The sequence below is a fragment of the Streptomyces sp. NPDC096311 genome (assembly GCF_044763085.1).
GTDB lineage: Bacteria > Actinomycetota > Actinomycetes > Streptomycetales > Streptomycetaceae > Streptomyces.
In genome coordinates, this window is sequence record NZ_JBIWFN010000008.1 from 365,767 (window position 1) to 380,886 (window position 15,120).

Consider the following 15,120-nt stretch of genomic DNA (forward strand, 5'->3'; position numbering starts at 1 on the left):
GGCATGACGCCCAAAGGAGAAGGATCGGGAACCCTCGACGAACGCATCACCGGAGCCCTCGTCGGAGCCGCCGTCGGCGACGCGCTCGGCGGCCCCGTCGAGGGCTACACCCCCGAGCAGATCGTCGAACGGCACGGCGGCCGGATCCACGGCATCGTCGGCCCCTGGAACGGCGACGCCTGGCGCACCGCCCGCCCTATCGCCCCGTACCACAAGGGCGACGGACACGTCACCGACGACACCCTGATGACCCACGCGCTGGTACGCGTCTACGCCACCGTCCGCGACCACCTCGACGCGTACGCCGTCGCCGAGCACCTGGTCCCCGACCTCATGACGGGCCCGCGCTGGATCCCGGAACTGGAGGCCGACGCCATCCCCCTCCAGCGCATCTTCCTCGCGGAGAAGTGGCTGGTGGCCCGCCTCCACTACGGCCATGTGGACCCCCGGGAGGCCGGCACCGGCAACATCGTCAACTGCGGCGCCGCGATGTACATGGCGCCGGTCGGCCTGGTCAACGCGGCCAACCCGGCGGGCGCGTACACCGAGGCGCTCGACGTCGCGGGTGCCCACCAGTCGTCGTACGGGCGGGAGGCGGCGGGCGTCTTCGCGGCGGGGGTCGCGGCGGCGTGCGCGCCCGGGGCGAGCCCGGACTCGGTCGTCGCGGCCTGCCTGTCCCTGGCGAAGGACGGCACCCGGTCGGCGATCGAGGCGGTCTGCGAAGTCGCCGCCCGCCACACGGACTTCGAGTCGGCGCTGATCCCGCTCCGCGAGGCGGTGGCCCCCTACGACACGGTCGGCCCCGACTACCGCTCCCCCTCCCTCGCCGCCCGCCGCCCCTCCCGCCTCCACGCGATCGAGGAACTCCCCGTGGCCCTGGGCATGTTGGTGCTCTCCGGGGGCGACTACCGGCACGCGGTCCTCGGCTCGGTGAACTACGGCCGCGACTGCGACTCCATCGCCACCATGTCCGGCGCCCTCGCCGGTGCCCTCGGCTCCGAGATCCCCCACGACTGGGCCAAGACGGTCGCCGAGTCCAGCCGCCTGGATCTGCACGCCCCGGCGACCACCCTCACCGGGGTGGCCCGCGAGATCTTCGCCCGTGACGTGGGCCGTCGCCGCGCCCACGAGTCCGCGTACGCCGAGCTGACGGGGACCCCATGATGCTCCGACTGACCTGGGTCCAGCCCGAGGACCTTCTCGGCCACGAACTCGCCCAGGCGTACCAGGACGGCCGCGCACCGGAGGCGATCGCCGCCCGCTGGCACGCGGCGGGCGGTGCGAAGGCCCCACCGCGCGCGGGCACGTCCCCGACACCCGCCTCGCGGTATCTGCGCGCACTGGCCGGAGACCTCCTGGACGAACTGGCGGAGCTGCCCAGCGGGTTGGCGGACACAGAGCCGACGGACCTGGAGCGGATCAAGGCCCACTGCCCGGACTGGCCCGCTCGGCCGGGGCCCGCACCGGCCCCCGCCCCGGCCCGCCTGGAAGCCGCCTGGCTCGGTAGAGCGGTCGGTTGTCTGCTCGGCAAACCGGTGGAGAAGCTCCCCCTCGAAGGGATCCGCGACCTGGCCCGGGCCGGCGGGAACTGGCCCCTGCGCACCTGGTTCACCGCTCGGGGCGTACCCGACGACCTCCTGCGGGCCCACCCCTGGAACAGACGCTCCGCCCTCACCTCCCTCGCCGAGAACATCGACGGCATGCCCGAGGACGACGACCTCAACTACCCCCTCCTGAACCTCCTGTTGCTCCAGCGGTACGGCAGGGACTTCACGACCGCCGACGTGGCCCGCGTCTGGCTGGACGAACTCCCCGCCGGCCGCACGTTCACCGCCGAGCGCGTCGCCTACCGCAACCTGCTCACCGGCATCGAACCCCCGCACACGGCCCACCACCGCAACCCTTTCCGCGAATGGATCGGCGCCCTGATCCGTGCCGACGTCCACGGCTGGACCAACCCGGGCGATCCGGCCGCCGCCGCGGAAGCGGCCCACCGGGACGCCACCCTCACCCACACCGCGAACGGCGTGTACGCCGCGATGTTCACGGCGGCCACCATCGCCGAGGCGGCCACCGGCCACGCCGACATCCACGCCTGCCTGCGCACCGGCCTCACCGTCGTGCCCCCCGCCTCCCGGCTGGCCGAGGCGATCCGCCACGCCGTTCACCTCGCCCGCGCCACCGAGGACTTCGACACGGTCGTCGACGCACTGCACACCACCCACCGCGCCTACCACTGGGTCCACGCCCTCCCCAACACCGCCCTGATCGCCGCCGCCCTCACCCACGCGAACGGCGACTTCTCCGCCTCCATCTGTCGCGCGGTGTCCGGTGGCTGGGACACCGACTCCAACGGCGCGACGGCGGGCAGCGTCGCGGGCCTGGTCACCGGCGCCCCCGCCGCGCTCCCCGACCGCTGGACCACCCCCCTCAAGAACCGCCTCGCCACCTCCGTCGCCGACTTCGACGGCGTCGGCTTCGACACCCTCGCCCAGCTGACCCACCGGCTGACCCACCAGCTCACGCAACGGGAGACCCGTCACCCATGACCCTCATCGCCGTGCTCGGCAGCACGAACATGGACCTCGTCGCGTACGTCGCGAAGGCCCCGCAGCGCGGAGAGACCGTGACGGGACGGGAGTTCCGTACGATCCCCGGCGGCAAGGGCGCAGGCCAGGCGGTGGCCGCGGCCCACGCGGGCTCCGACGTCTCGATGATCGGCGCGGTGGGCGCCGACACCTTCGGCTCCCAGCTCCGTACGACCCTGGAGCACTCGGGCGTGGACACCGACCACCTGCGCACCACCGAGGGCCCGTCCGGCACCGCGCACATCGTCGTGGACGACGAGGGCGGCAACGCGATCGTCGTCATCCCCGGCGCCAACGCCACCGTCGACCACCTCGCCCCCGGCGACGAGGCCCTCATCGCCGGCGCCGACGCACTGCTGCTCCAGCTGGAGATCCCGCTGGCCGCCGTCCTCGCGGGCGCCGAGGCCGCGCGCCGCCACGGCGTCCGGACCATCCTGACCCCCTCCCCCGTACAGTCCCTGCCGCCCGAACTCCTCGCCTCCATCGACCTGTTGGTGCCCAACGAGCACGAGGCCGCCGCGCTCACCGGCGTCACCGACCCCCACGAAGCGGCCATCGCCCTGCTCGACCAGGTACCGGAAGTCGTGGTCACCCTGGGCGCGGCGGGCAGTCTGTACGCGGCCCGCGGCGCCGAACCCCTCAGCGTGCCCGCGCCCCGGGTCACCGCCGTGGACTCGACCGGCGCGGGCGACACCTTCGTCGGCACCCTGGCGGTCGCACTCGCCGAGGGCCGGCCGATGCGCGCCGCCCTCGCATGGGCGTCGACGGCCGCGTCCCTGTCGGTGCAGCGCGTCGGCGCCTCGCCCTCGATGCCGTACCGCTCCGAGATCGACGCCCAGGCCGCCTCGCACACCCGGCACACCTCATGAGCGGGCATACGGGTGCGGAGACGGGGACGGATCGCGGTCCGCTCACCGGGCTGCGCGTCCTCGACCTCGCCACCCTGTTCGCCGGACCGCTCGCCGCCACCATGCTCGGCGACTTCGGCGCGGAGGTCGTCAAGGTCGAGCACCCGGCCAAGCCCGACCCCTCCCGGGGCCACGGCCCGTCGAAGGACGGCATCGGCCTGTGGTGGAAACTCCTCGGCCGCAACAAACGCACCATCACCCTCGACCTGTCCAGGCCCGGCGGCCGTGCCACCCTCCTGCGCCTCGCCGCCACCGCCGACGTGATCATCGAGAACTTCCGGCCCGGCACCCTGGAGAAGTGGGACCTCGGCTGGGCGGAGCTGTCGGCCGCCAACCCCCGCCTCGTCCTCGCCCGCGTGACCGCCTTCGGCCAGTTCGGCCCGTACGCGCACCGCCCCGGCTTCGGCACCCTCGCCGAGGCGATGAGCGGCTTCGCGGCGATCACCGGCGAACCGGACTCCTCGCCGACTCTGCCGCCCTTCGGCCTGGCCGACTCGATCGCGGGCCTGGCGACGGCGTACGCCGTCATGGCCGCGCTCCACGCCCGCGACGCTTCGGACCGCGGCCAGGTGGTCGACATGGCGATCATCGAGCCGATCCTCACCGTGCTCGGCCCGCAGCCGCTCTGGTACGACCAGTTGGGTTACGTCCAGCCCCGCACCGGCAACCGCTCCGCGAACAACGCGCCCCGCAACACCTACCGCACGGCGGACGGCTCCTGGGTCGCCGTCTCGACCTCCGCCCAGTCGATCGCCGAGCGGCTGATGCGGCTGGTCGGACGCCCGGAGCTGATCGAGGAACCGTGGTTCGCGACGGGCGCCGACCGGGCCCGCCACGCGGACGTCCTGGACGAGGCGGTGGGCTCCTGGATCGCCCGCCACCGCCGCGCCGAGGTCCTGGACGCCTTCGAGAAGGCGGAGGCGGCGGTGGCCCCGATCCAGGACGTACGGGATGTGATGGAGGACCCGCAGTACGCGGCCCTGGACACGATCACCACCGTCGCCGACCCCGAACTCGGCCCCCTGCGCATGCAGAACGTGCTCTTCCGGCTCTCCACCACCCCCGGCGCGATCCGCTGGACGGGCCGCCCCCACGGCGCCGACACGGACGCCGTCCTCACCGAACTCGGCCTGTCCGAGGCCGAGATCACCACCCTCAGATCGGAAGGCGCCCTATGAGGATCCCGGCCCTCCCGCTCACCTGGCTCTACGCCCCCGGAGACCGCCCGGAAGTGGTGGCCAAGGCCCTCGTCTCCGGCGCGGACGTCGTCCTGATCGACCTGGAGGACGCGGTCGCCCCGCACCGCAAGAAGTACGCCCGCGCCGCCACCGCCGAGTTGCTCTCGGACCCTCCCCCGGTCCCCGTCCACGTCCGCGTGAACGCGCTGGACGGACCCTTCGCCGAGGCCGACCTGAGGACGCTCGCCCCGCTCCCCGGCCTCTGTGGCCTCCGGCTGCCCAAGGTGACCTCCCCGGCCGACGTCGTCCGGGTCGCGGAGCACTCGGCCCCCTCCGAGGGAGGCGCGATCCCCCTGTACGCCCTCCTGGAAACCGCCCTCGGTGTCGAACACGCCTTCACCATCGCCGCGGCCCACCCGGCGGTGCGCGGCATCGGACTGGGGGAAGCGGATCTACGGGCCGACCTGGGCGTACGGGAGGACGCGGGCCTGGACTGGGCCCGCGCCCGGATCGTGGTCGCCGCCCGGGCCGCAGGCCTCGCGCCGCCCACGCAGTCGATCTACCCGGACATCCGGGATCTCGAAGGCCTCGCCGCCTCCTGTGCCCACGGGCGCACCCTGGGCTTCCTCGGCCGCGCGGCCATCCACCCCCGCCAGCTCCCGGTGATCGAACACGCCTATCTCCCGACCCCGGCCGAGGTCGAGACCGCCGAGCTCATCGTCAAAGCCGCCGCCACCGAGCCGGGCGCCCAGGCCCTGCCCGACGGCCGGTTCGTGGACGCGGCGGTCGTGGCGGGCGCCCGCCGCACGCTGGCGCTCTCCCGCCGGAAATGAGCGAAGGGGGGCGCCGCGTCCTCGGACGCGGCGCCCCCCTTCGACGTACCGGAGGAACTCAGACCTTCTTGGCCGACTCGGCCTCGCCCCTCGTCGCCTCCACGGACTCCTCGGGCTCCTCGGACTGCGCGGACTGCGCGGGTTCGTCGGACTCGGTGTCCGTCTTCGCGTCGGGCTTCTTGCCGTCGGACTTCTCGGCGTCGGACTTCTTGGCGTCGGACTTCTTGTCGGTCGTCTCGTCGGCCTCGTCGTCAGCCTTGCTGCCGGCCTCGCTGTCGGACTTCTTGTCGAGGTCGACCGCATCCCCGTCGGGGGTGTCCCCGTCCGGCTCGACGACCTCCTCGCGTCCCGGCCGCAGCCTCGCCGACACCACGATGTAGGTCACCGCGAGGAGGAAGACCACCATCGCGGTCCAGTCGTTGAGACGCAGGCCCAGGATGTGGTGGGCGTCGTCGACGCGCATGTACTCGATCCAGCCGCGGCCGACGCAGTACGCGGCGACGTACAGCGCGAACGCCCGCCCGTGGCCCAGCTTGAAGCGGCGGTCCGCCCAGATGACGAGGAAGCCGACGCCGACGCACCACAGGGACTCGTACAGGAACGTCGGGTGGTAGTACCCCGGCACGCGCCCGTCCGTGGAGGACGTGATGTGCAGCGCCCACGGCACGTCCGTCGCCTTGCCGTACAGCTCCTGGTTGAACCAGTTGCCCCAGCGCCCGATGGCCTGGGCGAAGACGATGCCGGGGGCGAGGGCGTCGGCCCAGGCGGGGAGCGGGATGCCGCGTCGGCGGCAGCCGATCCACGCGCCCACCGCACCGAGCGCGATCGCGCCCCAGATGCCGAGGCCGCCCTGCCACACCTTGAAGGCGTCCACCCAGTCACGGCCGTCGCTGAAGTACAGCTCGTAGTCCGTGATCACGTGGTAGAGCCGGCCGCCGACCAGGCCGAACGGGACGGCCCACACCGCGATGTCGGCCACCGTGCCGGGCCGCCCGCCCCGGGCGATCCAGCGTTTGTTGCCGAGCCAGACGGCTACGAAGACGCCGATGATGATGCAGAACGCGTAGCCGCGCAGGGGGATGGGGCCGAGGTGCACCACACCGTGCGACGGGCTGGGAATGTAGGCGATATCCATGGCAGGGTCGACGCTACCCTGCCGGACCGGACCCACGGCAAGCAGCCGGGCTACGGGTCCATAACAGGAGCCCTGAACAGAGGCCCCGCCAGGGGCCGTGACAGAGACCACAACTCGGGTCAGGACGTGAGCAACGACATGAGTCGCCCCCGGCCCGTGTCCGAGCCGGGGGCACAGGGCCGACGCGGGGCTCAGGCCTTGTTCGCCGCCTCCACCATCTGCTTGAGCTTCGCGGGGGTCATCGTCTGGTCCTCGTAGATGTTCTTGCCGCCCAGCAGCACGGTCGGCGTGCCCCGGAATCCGCTGCTCTGGAAGGCGGCGTTCGACTTCACGACCCAGCTGTTGTGCGTGCCGTCCTTGACGCACTTCTGGAAGGCGGGGGTGTCCAGGCCGTCGACCTTGCCCGCCAGCTCGATGAGCTTGCTGTCGTTCGAGAAGTCGTCGGTGGTCTCGCTGGGCTGGTTCTCGTAGAGCACGTCGTGGTACGCCGTGAACTTTCCGGCGTCCTGTGCGCAGGCCGCGGCATTGGCCGCGTGCCGGGAGCCGCTGCCTCCCCTGCCGTCGTCGATGAGCGTGACCAGGTGGTACTCGACCCTGAGCTTTCCGGCGTCCACCAGCTCGTGGATCGTCGGGCGGTACACCGTCTCGAAGGCCTGACAGGCCGGGCAGCGGAAGTCCTCCCAGACCGTGAGGGTCGACTTGGCGCCGTCCTTGCCGACAGGGATCGCGAGGCCGTCCTTGCCGGTCGCACCCGAAGGCGACACGGCCGGGCCCGACGCGGCGCTCTTCTTGTCCTTGCCCGAGTTGGCGGCAAGGACGCCCACCACCCCGGCAAGGGCCAGGACGCACACCACCGACGCGCCCACGATCAGCGCCCGGCGGCGCCTGTCCGCGGACTTCTGCTTCTCTCGCTCGACCGCCATCCGCTCGCGGGCGGTGCGCTTTCCGTCACGGTTCTTCTCGCTCACAACCGGCAGAACGAACCGGGGAGGCGCAGCGCGCCTCCCCGGTCCCAGGTCCACCCGTTCGAGTGAGTGGATGGTCCGTTACGTACGCAACAGGACGCGTACGCGGCGGAAGGTGTCTCAGGCGGTGCCGCGCACGCCCTTCGCCAGATCGCCCGCGAGGGCGCGGACCGCGTCGAGGCCCGCGGCCTCGTCCGCCGCGTCCAGCATCCGCTTGACGAAGGCCGAGCCGACGATCACGCCGTCGGCGAAGCCGGCCACCTCGGCCGCCTGGGTGGCGTTGGAGACACCGAGGCCGACGCAGACCGGCAGCTCGGTGGTGGCCTTGGTGCGCCGCACCAGGTCCTGGGCCTGGGCCCCCACGGACTCCCGCGTGCCCGTGACACCCATCAGCGAGGCCGCGTACACGAAGCCGCTGCCCGCCGCGGTGATCTCGGCGAGCCGGGCGTCCTTGCTGCTGGGCGCGACGACGAAGACGGTCGCGAGGCCGTGCTTCTCCGCGTGCTCACGCCACAGCGCCGACTCCTGGACGGGCAGGTCGGGCAGGATGCAGCCCGCGCCGCCCGCCTCCGCCAGTTCGGCGGTGAAGCGCTCGACGCCGTAGCGGTCGATGGGGTTCCAGTACGTCATGACGAGCACCGGCTTCCCGGTGGCCCCGTGTGCCTCACGGACCGTGCGCATGACGTCGGCGATCTTGACGCCGCCCTTGAGGGCGATGTCGTCGGCGGTCTGGATGACGGGACCGTCGAGGACGGGGTCGCTGTGCGGCAGACCGACCTCGACGATGTCCGCGCCGCCCTCGAAGACGGCCTTGACGGCCGCGATCCCGCCGTCGACCGTCGGGAACCCGGCCGGTAGGTACGCGATGAGCGTGGAGCGCCCCTCCGCCTTCGCGGCGGCGAGGGTGTCGCTCAACAGCTGGATGTTGCCGCTCACTTGGCGTCCCCCTCGATCTCGGCGGTGTCACTGTCGGCGTCCGGCTCGACGACGGCGTCGGCAGCGGTGTCGTACAGGCCGAAGTAGCGGGCGGCCGTGTCCATGTCCTTGTCGCCGCGCCCGGACAGGTTGACGATGATCAGCCCGTCCTTGCCCAGTTCCTTGCCGACCTCCAGGGCCCCGGCGAGCGCGTGGGCGCTCTCGATCGCCGGGATGATGCCCTCGGTGCGGGAGAGCAGGCGCAGGGCCTGCATGGCCGCGTCGTCGGTGACCGCGCGGTACTCGCCGCGGCCGCTGTCCTTGAGGTACGAGTGCTCGGGTCCGATGCCCGGGTAGTCGAGGCCCGCCGAGATGGAGTAGGGCTCGGTGATCTGCCCTTCCTCGTCCTGGAGGACGTACGACCGCGACCCGTGCAGGATGCCGGGTTCACCGGCGGTCAGGGTCGCGGCGTGCTCCCCGGTCTCCACGCCGTGTCCGGCGGGCTCGCAGCCGATGAGGCGTACGTCCGCGTCCGGGATGAAGGCGTGGAAGAGGCCGATGGCGTTGGAGCCGCCGCCGACGCAGGCGATGGCCGCGTCGGGAAGCCGTCCGGCGCGCTCCAGGATCTGCCGCCGGGCCTCGACGCCGATGACCCGGTGGAAGTCGCGGACCATGGCGGGGAAGGGGTGCGGCCCCGCGACGGTCCCGAAGAGGTAGTGCGTGCGGTCGACGTTGGCGACCCAGTCCCGGAAGGCCTCGTTGATGGCGTCCTTGAGGGTGCGGGAGCCGGACTTCACGGCGATGACCTCGGCGCCCAGCATGCGCATGCGGGCCACGTTGAGTGCCTGCCGCTGGGTGTCGATCTCACCCATGTAGATCGTGCACTCGAGGCCGAAGAGCGCGCAGGCGGTGGCGGTGGCCACGCCGTGCTGACCGGCGCCGGTCTCGGCGATGACGCGGGTCTTGCCCATCCGCTTGGTGAGGAGGGCCTGACCGAGCACGTTGTTGATCTTGTGAGACCCGGTGTGGTTGAGGTCCTCGCGCTTGAGGAAGACGCGCGCGCCACCGGCGTGTTCGGCGAAGCGGGACACCTCGGTGAGTGAGCTCGGCCGCCCGGTGTAGTGGACGAGCAGGTCGTCGAGCTCGCGGGCGAACTCGGGGTCCGCCTTCGCCTTGTCGTACTCGACGGCGACCTCGTCCACGGCGGCGACCAGCGCCTCCGGGATGAACTTGCCGCCGAACGCGCCGAAGTACCCCTCGGCGGTGGGAACTTGACCCTCGGGGTCGGGAATGAAGAACTCGCTGGGCATGCGGATACCTCGCAGGGGCGACAGCCCCGGTTACAGGTCGGACAGGGGTCACGTCGGTCGCGCACGCACAGGTTGCCCGGACGACACCGTTCGTTTCCCGCCCACCCGCCGTTTCCCGGAGACGAAATCCTCGGGAAACGAGCCGGGGCACACGGAAAGCGGCGGCCGGGAAGCCCCCGGCCGAGCCGGGAAGCCGTCAGCTCACCGCGGGGTGCGGCGGGCCCGGAACAGCGCCTGATACGCGTGCGCCGGCGGGCCATCGCATGCCGTTGACCTGGCCCGGTTCGTCACCGATGACATACCGCACGCGGCGCCCGTGGACGCGGCGGGCCGGTGCCCGGCAGCCGCGCGGCCGGCAACCGCGGGCGAGGCGGGCGTAGGGATCGCGCGTCCCGGCGGCAGCCGCCCGCACGCACGCCACTCCCCCGTCGGGGCGTGGGCCCGGACGGGTGACGGCGGTGGCGTGGGGCGCGCTGTGCACCGGGGTGTCAGCTCCGTCCGTGGCGCAGCGCGGGGTGGGCCCCGGCCGCGACGAGGTCGGCGACCGCCGTCTTCGGGTCGCGGCCCGTGACGAGGGACTCGCCCACCAGGACCGCGTCGGCGCCGGCGTTGGCGTACGCGATGAGGTCGTGCGGCCCGCGGACGCCGGACTCGGCGACCTTGACGAGGCCGGACGGGATCTCGGGAGCGACCCGCTCGAAGGTGGTGCGGTCGATCTTGAGGGTTTTGAGGTCGCGCGCGTTGACGCCGATGACCTTCGCCCCGGCGTCCACCGCCCGCTCGGCCTCGTCCTCGTCGTGCACCTCGACGAGCGGTGTGAGCCCGATGGACTCCGCGCGCTCGATGAGGGACTCCAGGGCGGCCTGGTCGAGGGCGGACACGATCAGCAGCGCGAGGTCGGCGCCGTACGCGCGGGCCTCCCACAGCTGGTACGACGTGACGATGAAGTCCTTGCGGAGCACGGGGATGTCGACCCGGGCGCGGACGGCCTCCAGGTCGGCCAGCGAGCCGCCGAAGCGGCGCTGCTCGGTCAGCACCGAGATGACGGCCGCGCCGCCCGCCTCGTAGTCCGCGGCCAGGGTCGCGGGGTCGGCGATCGCGGCGAGCGCGCCCTTGGACGGGCTGGAGCGCTTGACCTCACAGATGACCTTGACGCCGTCGCCGCGCAGGGCGGCCAGGCCGTCCTTGGCCGCGGGAGCCTTGGCCGCGCGCTCCTTGAGCTCGTCGAGGCTGACGCGCGCCTGCCGCTCCGCGAGGTCGGCACGGACTCCGTCGATGATCTCGTCGAGCACACTCACGCGAGCGGCCCCCTTCCCTGACGGTGAACGGTTGAGCCTGTCGACCCCAGACCGCCGTTCCGACGGTCATGACGGGTCACTCCGATGGTATCCGGAGGAAGGCCTAGGCTTCACATCCGGTTGACGCCGGTCCCACTACCTGGACGTTTGCCATTTGATCAAGGGTGCAGCCAGCCACCGAAGGGCAGGTTCCGGACAACGGTGAAGACCAGGAGCAACACACCCGCGCTCCACAGGTGCACGGGCCCCAGGTCGATCCGCAGCGGCCGTCCGCGCGCCGAGCGGACCGCCCAGACGGTCCACACCACCGCGAAGACGAAGTAGCCCGTGACGGCGAGCGCGTTGTCCGTGAAAGCCGCCGCGAAGTCCCCGTGCACGAAGGCGTGCGCGCTGCGCAGACCGCCGCAGCCGGGGCAGTACAGGCCCGTGTAGCGCAGCAGCGGGCAGACGGGGTAGTGCCCGGGCTGGTTGGGGTCCACGGCCCCGACGTACGCGAAGGCGCCGGCGACGGCCGCGAGCATCCCCGCGGGGACGACGAGCCGCCGCGGCACGACCCGCTCAGCAGGTCGGGGCCCTGTCACCCTCCGGGTTTCGGCGTTCACCCGTCGCATTCTGCCCGTCCCGGGCGTGGCGCGCTCGCCGCGGGTGCGGCGCGCCCTGGGCGGACGCGCGAGAGGCGGTCCCGGCGGGAATGCCGGGACCGCCTCTCGAGAAGCCCTGGGGGGTCAGCTCTCGGCGCCGACGGCCTCGCGGACCGGGTGCGCGGCGACCGGGGCCGCGGTCCTCTTCGGCTGGCCGAGGCCCGCCGCACGCATGGCCATGCCGACGACACCGCCGAGGACGACGATGACCATGCCGGCCCAGAAGCCCAGCGGGTTGGCCATCACCATGAAGGCACCCGCGACGCAGAAACCGATGAAGGCGATGATGACACCGGTCCAGGCGGCCGGGGTGTGACCGTGGCTGCTGCCCGCCATGACTTGCTCCTCGTTGCTGATTACGTGTGTGAGTCGGACGCTCATCGTCCATTCTCCCGTACGCACGCCTGGGGCGGGAGCGCGGGGTGGCGACTGCCACATCACATTCTGCACGTCACGACCAAGGTCCCGGGCCGTAGGGCCCGGCCCGGTCTGCCCGATTCCGGTCCTAGGTCCCGGCCGGATCCGGTCCCGTCGGGTCCTCGCCCCGGTCGAGCGCCTTCCAGATGTCCTCGGGCCGGTCGGGGTCGACCGGCTTGGCCTTGCGCGGCCGGGTCGTCCCGTCGCGCTCGTAGCGGCCGGACATCGCGGGCCACAGCCGTCCGTAGCGCAGCGCGAGCAGCCCCGCGAGGAGGATGAGCGCGCCGCCCACCGCGGCCGCGTAGGGCCAGGCGGTGTGGCTGAGGGCGCTCGCGGTGGCGGCGGTGTCGCCGGAGGCGGCCGCGGCCTTTTCGTCGAGGGCGGAGCTGTCGTTCACGCCGAGCACCGCCGCCACGACCGTGCCCGCGCCGGAGAGCGCGAGCAGGGCGGAGACGAGGAAGCGCCCGGAGCTGCGGACGGCGAAGACGGCGACGAGTGCGGCGAGGCCCACTATGGCGAGCGCCGCGGGCACGCCCGTGACGTCGCTGCCCTTGGCGGTCAGCGGGAAGGCGCCGCCGGCCACCGTCGCGGTGCCCGCCGACCAGCTCTGCCGGGTGGAGAGCAGCGCCACGGCCGCGCCGAGGGCGCCGCTGAGCAGGGCGACGGCGAGGCTTCGGCGGCCGGACCGGGCGGGTCCGGCCGCTTCCGAGCGAAGGTGCGGTACAGCAGTCATGTACTCCACTATCGCGTCAACCGCCCGTTGTCGAGACACCGGGCTTGCACAACGGGCGCCACTGGGCATGACGAGACGTTTGCGTCCAGCTCCACAGCCGTGGAACAGGGGTGATTGACTGCACCCCGCGCCTACGTGGTCAACGTCCCTTACGAAACCGGGTCCACCGGCATGCCGGAGTTGTGCCTTCAAGGACTCCCACGTGAGGCTATGAACTTAGCGTAATCACCCGGTTACCGACAAGTCCCGCAGGTTACCCGGCCAGCCGGTTGGCGGTGTGCACCGCGCGCAGGACCGCGGCGGCCTTGTTGCGGCACTCGTCGTCCTCGGCGACGGGGTCCGAGTCTGCGACGATGCCGGCGCCCGCCTGGACGTACGCGGTGCCGTCGCGCAGCAGGGCCGTACGGATGGCGATGGCGGTGTCGGAGTCGCCGGCGAAGTCGAGGTAGCCGACGCAGCCGCCGTACAGTCCCCGCCGGGACGGTTCGAGTTCGTCGATGATCTGCATCGCGCGCGGCTTGGGAGCGCCGGAGAGGGTGCCGGCCGGGAAGCAGGCGGTGAGCACGTCGAAGGCCGTACGGCCCGCCGCGACGCGTCCGGTCACGGTGGACACGATGTGCATCACGTGCGAGTAGCGCTCGATGGACATGAAGTCGACGACCTCGACGGAGCCGGGCTCGCAGACCCGCCCCAGGTCGTTGCGCCCCAGGTCGACGAGCATCAGGTGCTCGGCGCGCTCCTTGGGGTCGGCGATCAGTTCGTCGGCGAGGGCCTGGTCCTCCTGGACGGTGGCGCCGCGCGGCCGGGTGCCCGCGATGGGGTGCACCATCGCCTGCCCGTCCTCGACCTTGACCAGGGCCTCGGGAGACGAGCCGACGACGTCGAAGCCGTCGAAGCGGAAGAGGTACATGTACGGGGAGGGATTGGTCGCCCTCAGTACGCGATAGACGTCCAACGCGCTTACCGTGCACGGCGTTTCGAAGCGCTGGGAGGGGACGACCTGAAAGGCCTCACCCGCCCGGATGCGCTCCTTGATGTCCTCGACGGCGTCCTGGAAGTCCGGGCCGCCCCACAGGGCGGTGTACTCGGGCAGCTCGGAGGGCGGGAGCGCGGCGGGCGGCTGGGAGACCGCGCGGGAGAGGTCGGCCTCCATGGCATCGAGGCGGGCGACCGCGTCCGCGTAGGCCTCGTCGACGCCCGTGTCGAGGTCGTTGTGGTTGATCGCGTTGGCGATCAGCTGGACCGAGCCGTCCCAGTGATCCATGACGGCGAGGTCGCTGGTGAGCAGCATGGTCAGCTCGGGGAGCTTCAGATCGTCCCGCTCGCCGGGGCCGATCTTCTCCAGGCGGCGCACGATGTCGTAGCCGAGGTAGCCGACCATGCCGCCGGTGAACGGGGGCAGCCCCTCTCCGTGCGGTGTGTGCAGGGCCTCGATGGTGGCGCGCAGGGCGGCCAGCGGGTCCCCCTCGACGGGGACGCCGACGGGCGGGGTGCCGAGCCAGTGGGCCTGCCCGTCGCGCTCGGTCAGGGTGGCTTGGCTGCGGACGCCGATGAAGGAGTACCTGGACCAGGAGCGGCCGTTCTCGGCGGATTCCAGGAGGAAGGTGCCGGGGCGCTCGGCGGCCAGCTTGCGGTAGAGCGCGACCGGCGTGTCGCCGTCGGCGAGGAGCTTGCGGCTGACGGGGATGACACGGCGGTCGGTGGCCAGCTTGCGGAACGTCTCGAGGTCCATGGCGGCTGACCTTACTGATCCAGTGACGGTACGCCGGAATCGGCGCCCTGGGTGTCCAGGGAGGCAGCCTCCTTGAGGAGCACGTCCTCGTCGAAGCAGGTACGGGCGCCTGTGTGGCAGGCGGCGCCCACCTGGTCGACCTGGACCAGGATCGTGTCGGCGTCGCAGTCCAGGGCCACGGACCTCACCCACTGGAAGTGGCCGGAGGTGTCGCCCTTCACCCAGTACTCCCGGCGGCTGCGCGACCAGTACGTGCAGCGGCCCGTGGTGAGCGTGCGGTGCAGCGCCTCGTCGTCCATCCAGCCGAGCATCAGCACCTCACCGGTGTCGTACTGCTGGGCGATGGCGGGGACGAGTCCGTCGGCGCTGCGCTTGAGGCGCGCGGCGATCTCGGGATCCAGGCCGCGGGGACTGCTGGGCGGGGGCGTGCTGGTCATGCCGACCATTGTGCCGCGCCCGTGGGACGC

Annotated in this window: 16 protein-coding genes; 5 read left to right on the plus strand and 11 right to left on the minus strand. The window is 72.3% G+C overall.

Annotated elements, in window-relative coordinates:
- Window positions 1-3 precede the first annotated feature (3 nt).
- Genes ACIRA5_RS22620 through ACIRA5_RS22640 form a run of 5 tightly spaced genes read left to right on the plus strand, consistent with a single transcriptional unit; the run spans window position 4 to window position 5,507 of the window.
- Window positions 4-1,164 carry an ADP-ribosylglycohydrolase family protein gene (locus ACIRA5_RS22620; protein WP_403693240.1) on the plus strand — a complete coding sequence of 387 codons (1,161 nt, stop codon included), beginning with the start codon at window positions 4-6 and terminating at the stop codon, window positions 1,162-1,164.
- Window positions 1,164-2,549: an ADP-ribosylglycohydrolase family protein gene (locus ACIRA5_RS22625; RefSeq protein ID WP_403693348.1), complete on the plus strand. Its 1,386-nt coding sequence runs from the start codon at window positions 1,164-1,166 to the stop codon at window positions 2,547-2,549. Before ACIRA5_RS22620 ends, ACIRA5_RS22625 begins: the two co-directional genes overlap by 1 nt.
- Window positions 2,546-3,457, plus strand: coding sequence for a ribokinase (rbsK, locus tag ACIRA5_RS22630; protein WP_403693242.1), 912 nt, complete (start codon window positions 2,546-2,548; stop codon window positions 3,455-3,457). Before ACIRA5_RS22625 ends, rbsK begins: the two co-directional genes overlap by 4 nt.
- Complete coding sequence (locus ACIRA5_RS22635; protein ID WP_403693243.1) at window positions 3,454-4,674, plus strand: CaiB/BaiF CoA transferase family protein; 1,221 nt, start codon at window positions 3,454-3,456, stop codon at window positions 4,672-4,674. Before rbsK ends, ACIRA5_RS22635 begins: the two co-directional genes overlap by 4 nt.
- Window positions 4,671-5,507: an HpcH/HpaI aldolase/citrate lyase family protein gene (locus ACIRA5_RS22640; RefSeq protein ID WP_403693244.1), complete on the plus strand. Its 837-nt coding sequence runs from the start codon at window positions 4,671-4,673 to the stop codon at window positions 5,505-5,507. Before ACIRA5_RS22635 ends, ACIRA5_RS22640 begins: the two co-directional genes overlap by 4 nt.
- A 58-nt stretch (window positions 5,508-5,565) precedes the next feature.
- Here the strand turns inward: ACIRA5_RS22640 and lgt are convergent, their stop codons facing one another.
- The 11 genes from lgt to hisI all read right to left on the minus strand — a co-directional run bounded on the left by lgt (window position 5,566) and on the right by hisI (window position 15,090).
- A complete protein-coding gene (gene lgt / locus ACIRA5_RS22645) occupies window positions 5,566-6,642 on the minus strand; it encodes a prolipoprotein diacylglyceryl transferase (protein WP_403693246.1) in 1,077 nt (358 codons plus the stop codon).
- Window positions 6,643-6,833: 191 nt separating this feature from the next.
- Window positions 6,834-7,610 carry a DsbA family protein gene (locus ACIRA5_RS22650; RefSeq protein WP_403693248.1) on the minus strand — a complete coding sequence of 259 codons (777 nt, stop codon included), beginning with the start codon at window positions 7,608-7,610 and terminating at the stop codon, window positions 6,834-6,836.
- Between the two features lie 117 nt (window positions 7,611-7,727).
- Complete coding sequence (trpA, locus tag ACIRA5_RS22655) at window positions 7,728-8,543, minus strand: tryptophan synthase subunit alpha (protein ID WP_403693250.1); 816 nt, start codon at window positions 8,541-8,543, stop codon at window positions 7,728-7,730.
- Window positions 8,540-9,832 (minus strand): tryptophan synthase subunit beta, encoded by a 1,293-nt coding sequence (gene trpB / locus ACIRA5_RS22660; protein ID WP_382190626.1) that lies wholly within the window; start codon window positions 9,830-9,832, stop codon window positions 8,540-8,542. Before trpB ends, trpA begins: the two co-directional genes overlap by 4 nt.
- Window positions 9,833-10,028: 196 nt before the next feature.
- Window positions 10,029-10,313, minus strand: a complete 285-nt coding sequence (trpM, locus tag ACIRA5_RS22665) for a tryptophan biosynthesis modulator TrpM (RefSeq protein ID WP_403693253.1) — start codon at window positions 10,311-10,313, stop codon at window positions 10,029-10,031.
- A gap of 7 nt (window positions 10,314-10,320) precedes the next feature.
- Window positions 10,321-11,130 carry an indole-3-glycerol phosphate synthase TrpC gene (trpC, locus tag ACIRA5_RS22670; protein WP_403693254.1) on the minus strand — a complete coding sequence of 270 codons (810 nt, stop codon included), beginning with the start codon at window positions 11,128-11,130 and terminating at the stop codon, window positions 10,321-10,323.
- 158 nt (window positions 11,131-11,288) lie between these two features.
- On the minus strand, window positions 11,289-11,741 hold the full coding sequence (locus ACIRA5_RS22675; RefSeq protein ID WP_352046553.1) for a DUF2752 domain-containing protein: 453 nt from the start codon (window positions 11,739-11,741) through the stop codon (window positions 11,289-11,291).
- Window positions 11,742-11,855: 114 nt separating this feature from the next.
- On the minus strand, window positions 11,856-12,107 hold the full coding sequence (locus ACIRA5_RS22680) for an HGxxPAAW family protein (RefSeq protein ID WP_352046554.1): 252 nt from the start codon (window positions 12,105-12,107) through the stop codon (window positions 11,856-11,858).
- 169 nt (window positions 12,108-12,276) lie between these two features.
- Window positions 12,277-12,930 carry a TIGR02234 family membrane protein gene (locus ACIRA5_RS22685; RefSeq protein ID WP_403693349.1) on the minus strand — a complete coding sequence of 218 codons (654 nt, stop codon included), beginning with the start codon at window positions 12,928-12,930 and terminating at the stop codon, window positions 12,277-12,279.
- 244 nt (window positions 12,931-13,174) lie between these two features.
- A complete protein-coding gene (locus ACIRA5_RS22690; RefSeq protein WP_403693255.1) occupies window positions 13,175-14,653 on the minus strand; it encodes an anthranilate synthase component I in 1,479 nt (492 codons plus the stop codon).
- An 11-nt stretch (window positions 14,654-14,664) separates the two neighbouring features.
- Window positions 14,665-15,090: a phosphoribosyl-AMP cyclohydrolase gene (gene hisI / locus ACIRA5_RS22695; protein ID WP_403693256.1), complete on the minus strand. Its 426-nt coding sequence runs from the start codon at window positions 15,088-15,090 to the stop codon at window positions 14,665-14,667.
- Window positions 15,091-15,120 lie beyond the last annotated feature (30 nt).

Excerpts from the sequence above, each read along its gene's own strand:
- ACIRA5_RS22620 (WP_403693240.1), top strand. The coding sequence starts at position 4 with ATGACGCCCAAAGGAGAAGGATCGGGAACCCTCGACGAACGCATCACC.
- ACIRA5_RS22625 (WP_403693348.1), top strand. The coding sequence starts at position 1,164 with ATGCTCCGACTGACCTGGGTCCAGCCCGAGGACCTTCTCGGCCACGAA.
- rbsK (WP_403693242.1), top strand. The coding sequence starts at position 2,546 with ATGACCCTCATCGCCGTGCTCGGCAGCACGAACATGGACCTCGTCGCG.
- ACIRA5_RS22635 (WP_403693243.1), top strand. The coding sequence starts at position 3,454 with ATGAGCGGGCATACGGGTGCGGAGACGGGGACGGATCGCGGTCCGCTC.
- ACIRA5_RS22640 (WP_403693244.1), top strand. The coding sequence starts at position 4,671 with ATGAGGATCCCGGCCCTCCCGCTCACCTGGCTCTACGCCCCCGGAGAC.
- lgt (WP_403693246.1), bottom strand. The coding sequence starts at position 6,642 with ATGGATATCGCCTACATTCCCAGCCCGTCGCACGGTGTGGTGCACCTC.
- trpB (WP_382190626.1), bottom strand. The coding sequence starts at position 9,832 with ATGCCCAGCGAGTTCTTCATTCCCGACCCCGAGGGTCAAGTTCCCACC.
- ACIRA5_RS22675 (WP_352046553.1), bottom strand. The coding sequence starts at position 11,741 with ATGCGACGGGTGAACGCCGAAACCCGGAGGGTGACAGGGCCCCGACCT.
- ACIRA5_RS22680 (WP_352046554.1), bottom strand. The coding sequence starts at position 12,107 with ATGGCGGGCAGCAGCCACGGTCACACCCCGGCCGCCTGGACCGGTGTC.
- ACIRA5_RS22690 (WP_403693255.1), bottom strand. The coding sequence starts at position 14,653 with ATGGACCTCGAGACGTTCCGCAAGCTGGCCACCGACCGCCGTGTCATC.
- hisI (WP_403693256.1), bottom strand. The coding sequence starts at position 15,090 with ATGACCAGCACGCCCCCGCCCAGCAGTCCCCGCGGCCTGGATCCCGAG.